This is a genomic window from Pseudoalteromonas sp. Z1A6 (assembly GCF_011378745.1).
Taxonomy (GTDB): domain Bacteria; phylum Pseudomonadota; class Gammaproteobacteria; order Enterobacterales; family Alteromonadaceae; genus Pseudoalteromonas; species Pseudoalteromonas arctica.
This window is the reverse complement of record NZ_WTKW01000284.1, coordinates 1-5,392: the sequence shown is the minus strand read 5'-3', so window position 1 is coordinate 5,392 and position 5,392 is coordinate 1. Positions and strand designations below refer to the sequence as shown.

Below are 5,392 nucleotides of genomic sequence, written 5' to 3'. Positions count from 1 at the left end.
AAAGCCGCTGGAGTATTTCTCTAGCGGCTTTTGTAATTTAGTGATTATGAAAAAAATATTATTTGGTTTACTGCTCGCTCTTTTTAGTACTTACTCAAACGCTCAAAGTATTGAAACAAATACATTAGCAACACACCCTTACTGGCTTAAATTAGGTCACTACCGCTTGGCCACATTAGGTGATTGGAAAAGTGAAGTAGACAGTGCTGAGTTTTTTTTATCTCCTACAGGTAAAACAAGCCCATATGACGAACTTAAAGCCACTATAGCTGCATTTAGTGGTAAAAATACTGACCCAAAAACAACACAATATCGTTGTCAGTTTCCTGCACGTTATAAATGGCTAAAAACAAAAATTAAAAATAACTGGCCCGAACTTAATTGCCCAGAACTACAGGCGTGGCAAAAAATAATAAACCCTAAAGGGGTTACGTTAGTTTTTCCAACTGCATTTATGAATAGCCCATCATCAATGTTTGGCCACACTTTACTTCGTATTGATGCAAAAGATCAGACTCGCCATAAAGAGTTGCTCGCATTTGCCGTTAATTTTGCAGCAGAGCCAGACGGCTCAGATAACGCAGCTATGTATGCACTAAAAGGCTTGATTGGCAGCTACCCAGGTAAGTTTTCGCTTATGCCGTACTATAAAAAAGTACGCGAATATAATGACTTAGAATCTCGTGATATTTGGGAATACAAACTTAATTTATCAGAGCTACAGGTAGAGCTTATTTTATTGCACTTGTGGGAGCTACAATTAGCTACATTCGATTACTTTTTTATTGATGAAAACTGCTCTTACCAATTACTTGCATTATTACAACTTGCACAAGAGGACCTTGATTTAACATCGTCATTTAATATGCAAGCTATTCCATCAGATACCGTTGCAGTACTAAGAAATAACAACTTATTACAAACACCTAATTACCGCCCTGCTTTTGGAACTAAACTTTACCATTACTCTACTCAAATGACTGACGAACAACTTGATGATGCAAGAGAGTTAATGCAAGGTGGCTCCCTCAATACTCGTAATTACTCACAGTCGCAATTAGTCGCTATATTAGAAATGGCGTATGAATGGTTAAATTTTGAATTTTACGATAAAGCATTAAATCGTAAAGAAATTGCCCCGCGACTAACTAAGCTACTCCTAATGCGCAGCAAATATAATGTAGCTTCGCCATTTACTAAGCCAAACCGCCCTATTGCTTCCCCAGAGCAAGGTCATGGTTCTTCTAAAGTATCGCTAGGTAGGGTACAAAATAATAACCAAGCAAACCTTACAAATTTTGGTTATAGGCTTGCGTATCATGACTTACTAGATAGGCCTGAAGGTTTTATAGCGGGTGCACAAATTAGTTTTTTTGATTTGGAAGCCGCTATTACTGACGAAGGAAATGCAGATATCGAACATTTTTACTTATTAGATGCTATGTCGCTTGCACCCGATAACCGCGTATTTGATAGCTGGTCGTGGAACTTTAAAATGGGCTTTGACCGACAACCAAGTGACAATAAACGTTTAGGCCGCTTTTTTACAAAAGGAGGTTATGGTAAATCTTATGGCGATCCTAATAATCTGCACGGCTATATTCTTGGTCAATTTGAGCTAAATACAGGCGATATAACCGACCGACTTAGTACTGGAATAGGCAGCGAAGCCGGTGTAATTTGGCAAATAAACAATAAGCATAAACTCGCTTTGACTGGCAATATATTATGGCTAACTGATAACGCAGCAAGTAAGCACAGCGAAATAGCTATAACATGGAATTACGCTGTTTCTCGCAATGTATCGCTGCGCAGCAAAGTACAGCATGCTCAATGGCATAGCCATAATTCATCAATGAGTTTAGCTATGCAGTTTTACTTTTAACTTTTAACTTTTTCAATATTATTTATATTTAATGCTACTTGTAGGGTAGCCAAATAGTACTCTACATTTAGCTTTTATTCCCGATGCCTTATAAACACTTTTCAATAAGTGCTCCCACTGATGAAACGTAATAACGACTGGGTTATTGCTATTAAGCTGCCCTATAATGCCGTATTTACAAGGCTTTGATTTATCTTCTTCTACAAAGGTGCCAAATAACTTATCCCAAATAATAAGTACACCTGCAAAGTTTTTATCAAGGTAACCTGCATTTATTGCGTGATGAACTCGGTGATGCGAAGGCGTATTAAATACTTTTTCAAACCAGCCTAACTTACCCACTATTTGAGTATGTACAAAAAATTGATACGCCAAATTTAATGCAACCACGCTAAATACTGTTAGCGGTTCAAATCCAATTAAAATCATAGGTAGCCAAAACACCCACATACCGGCTACGGGGTACATTAAGCTTTGCCTAAATGCGGTGGTGAAATTCATTTTAGTTGAGCTATGGTGCACCACATGTGCAGCCCACAACCAATGAATATGATGCGATGCTTTATGAAACCAATAATACAAAAAATCTTGCAGTAAAAATGCAAATGCAATACTTAATACACTCACTTCAATATCAAACAATCTATAGTCATACAACCAATTAAATAAAGGCATTAACAGCAGTAACGCAATAGCATCTGCGCCTTGGTGTAATAGCGCTAACACTGTATTTGCTAGGCTATCTTTTATGTCGTAATAGCGCTTAAACTTAATAAACTCAGAGCAAACAAATATCAAAAATAATGGGCTCAGAGCGAGTAAAATAATTTCTGAGTTCATGCTTTACCCGCCAAAAAATAATTATTTAAATTGTTTAACGCTTGGGTTATATCTTTTGTAATAACATATTTAAGTAATGCATTTGGCATCCACCATGGAGCTGAGCAGCTTATGCAATAGTTAAGTTCGGTAACTAAAGTATTGATGTCTTTATTTGCAGTGAGGTATATATCGCCTCGATGATTAGCTACTGGTTTATCGCCTACTATTTGGTAACTGATCTGATTTTGATCGGCACTGATTATTTGCTCTGAAAACGTTATTTTACCTATTTTCACTTGCCTAACAGATCCTTTTCCGCCTTCTATTTGCCCTTCGTCTTGTGCTTGTAGCAGCGTAAATTTGGCATTAAAAAATCGATGCAACTGTTGATGATCCAACAGTGTGCTTATTATTTGTTTTGGCTGTGCATTAAGCGTTTGTTTTATTGTTATAAGTATCATTTTTACAGCAAGAGGTTATTAGGCATTCAACTAGCATATAAAAATTTAACGTGGCAAACTTGCTAATACACGACTATTTTTTAGCTTTAGATGACAAATGCACACATTGGCTGATCATTACTTTTCAAGTATTCTTGATTACTTACAAGCGCAAGGCATTAGTACTAAAACGGCTTTGCACGCTATTAACTTTGACGAATTTAGTAATCAACGTACCCATCAATTAGCGCCGCGTATTAGTTTAAATAGTTACAATGCTTTATTAGTTTATGGCAAGAAAACACTTAACGATCCTCTTTTTGGTTTTACCCTAGGTCAGCAAATTCGCACTGCTGACTACGGCGTTTTAGGTTACTTGATTGAATCAAGCGATAACTTAAGCAGTGCCATTAAAGCATTGTTAAGCTACGACAGCTTGGTGGCTGATATTGGTAAAGCTAAGTTTGAACTAAATACTGATACAGCAACTATTCGTTGGATTGCTCACCAAAGTTGTAATGAGCATGTTGTTTTACGAAACATGACCGCGTGGGTAAGTGTGATTCGCCAGTTAATAAATTTAACGCTTTCGCCAAGTAGTATTAGTTTCACTTATAATTGGTTGCCATCGCAAAGGCGCGCCCTTGAATCATGGTTTAAATGCCCTGTAAAAAGCAGTGCTGAATATAATCAAATTAGCTTTCCGAGCCATTATTTAACGCTGCCCTTTAAAACCGATAATGCCATTATTAATTCTACTTTCAAGCAATTGTCAGAGCAGCAACTCTCTAACTTTAAAAGCCAGCAGTGTATTGACGATAAAGTTAATCAGTTACTTACAGCTAAAACTACCTTGCAAAACTGCAACCTAATAGGCATAGCTGATGCGCTTAATTTAACACCCCGAACGCTACAACGACGCTTAAAACAACAAGACTTAACCTTTGCTCAGCTACTTGAAAAAGAACGTAAAAAACGTGCAGATACATTAATAGCCAGCATGCCACTTGCTGATTTATCTAATATTTTAGGATTTAAAGATCAAAGCTCTTTTAATCGAGCTTTTTTACGCTGGCATAAATGCTCGCCATTACAATTTATAAAATACAAAACAGCAAGAACAGCCAAGTAAGTGCAAATTATTTACGTTATATAAACATAATATATATATGTTTTAGTTAATACTCTCTACACTAGGTGTATTATTGCTCTAAAAGATTTTTTATGTTTTTGCGTGTTTTATTAAGTGCTTTTGTATTTATTTTATATAGCCCCCTGTGTAACGCCGATTCGGTTACTTTTATAGCTGAAGACCTTCCTCCTTATCACTTTAAAAATCAGCAAGGTGAAGTAAGCGGCGCTTTAGTCGACATTGCCAAAGCAGTTGTGAAGCAAACAAACTTAACCGCTAATTTTGAAATAATGCCTATGGCCCGCGTTTTTAAGGAGCATCAAACAAATACCAACGCCATAATGTTGTCTTTGTTAAAAACCCCAGAGCGGATTAATAAATATACGTGGTTAGGCGAAGTGTATTTTGCAGATGCTTATTTAATTAGCTTAAAAAGCCATGTAGATGAAGTTGTTCACTTAAATTTTGCTAAAGAGTATAAAGTAGCAACCATTCGTGGCTACCTGAGCGAAGCCTACTTAAAGCAAAAAGGCTTTACCGAAAATAACAATTTAATACTGGTCAGTTACTATAATCAACTTTGGCAAATGCTTTATAAAAACCGGATCGACTTTGTAGTAACTAATACACTTACACTTAATAACGAGCTAAAAAGCCTAGGACTCGATCCTAGCCTAATAACAAAACGAATTCATTTAAGCGATCTTCCCTCTTCACTTAATTTTGCAGCAAGTAATCAACTTAATCCTAAAACAGCTAAAGCACTCTCTGACGCATTAAGTAACATTAAAGAAAATGGTGAATACCATGCCATTTTAAACAAGTGGCAACTTTTATTACCAAACACGACTAACATGCAGCACTAACCATAGTTAAAGCCCGACATTAGTTATTGGCAGTGGTTATTTAGTTATTTGCTAAACGCTGCAAAGCAAACTACAAAGTTAAAAATCTCCTCTCCCCCCAAAAAATAGACTGCGCCTTAGCGCCAAAATCTACGTTATACATCACTAAATGAATAGCCAAGCACATAAAAAACACATACCGCAAACACTTCCATAAAAGCCGTTAAAAAACACCCAAACCAAATTGGTATAACAAAAAAATCATTTA

Annotated in this window: 5 protein-coding genes; 3 read left to right on the top strand and 2 right to left on the bottom strand. The window is 36.4% G+C overall.

Annotated elements, in window-relative coordinates:
- The coding region (locus GQR46_RS15465; protein ID WP_346766805.1) for a DUF4105 domain-containing protein at positions 1 to 1,885 on the top strand (1,885 nt) is incomplete at its 5' end.
- Positions 1,886 to 1,903: 18 nt separating this feature from the next.
- On the opposite strand, the gene GQR46_RS15460 is transcribed toward GQR46_RS15465, so the two are convergent.
- Together GQR46_RS15460 and GQR46_RS15455 are read right to left on the bottom strand one after the other, a co-directional pair.
- Positions 1,904 to 2,725 carry a sterol desaturase family protein gene (locus GQR46_RS15460; RefSeq protein WP_165727284.1) on the bottom strand — a complete coding sequence of 274 codons (822 nt, stop codon included), beginning with the start codon at positions 2,723 to 2,725 and terminating at the stop codon, positions 1,904 to 1,906.
- On the bottom strand, positions 2,722 to 3,168 hold the full coding sequence (locus tag GQR46_RS15455; RefSeq protein WP_165741396.1) for an SRPBCC family protein: 447 nt from the start codon (positions 3,166 to 3,168) through the stop codon (positions 2,722 to 2,724). The genes GQR46_RS15460 and GQR46_RS15455 overlap by 4 nt, the downstream gene beginning before the upstream one ends.
- Before the next feature lie 97 nt (positions 3,169 to 3,265).
- Here GQR46_RS15455 and GQR46_RS15450 point away from each other — a divergent pair, with 97 nt between their 5' ends.
- Together GQR46_RS15450 and GQR46_RS15445 are read left to right on the top strand one after the other, a co-directional pair.
- A complete protein-coding gene (locus GQR46_RS15450; RefSeq protein WP_165741395.1) occupies positions 3,266 to 4,279 on the top strand; it encodes an AraC family transcriptional regulator in 1,014 nt (337 codons plus the stop codon).
- A 92-nt stretch (positions 4,280 to 4,371) separates the two neighbouring features.
- Entirely contained in the window at positions 4,372 to 5,145 is a 774-nt protein-coding gene (locus tag GQR46_RS15445; protein WP_165741394.1) for a transporter substrate-binding domain-containing protein, read from the top strand.
- Positions 5,146 to 5,392: the final 247 nt, after the last annotated feature.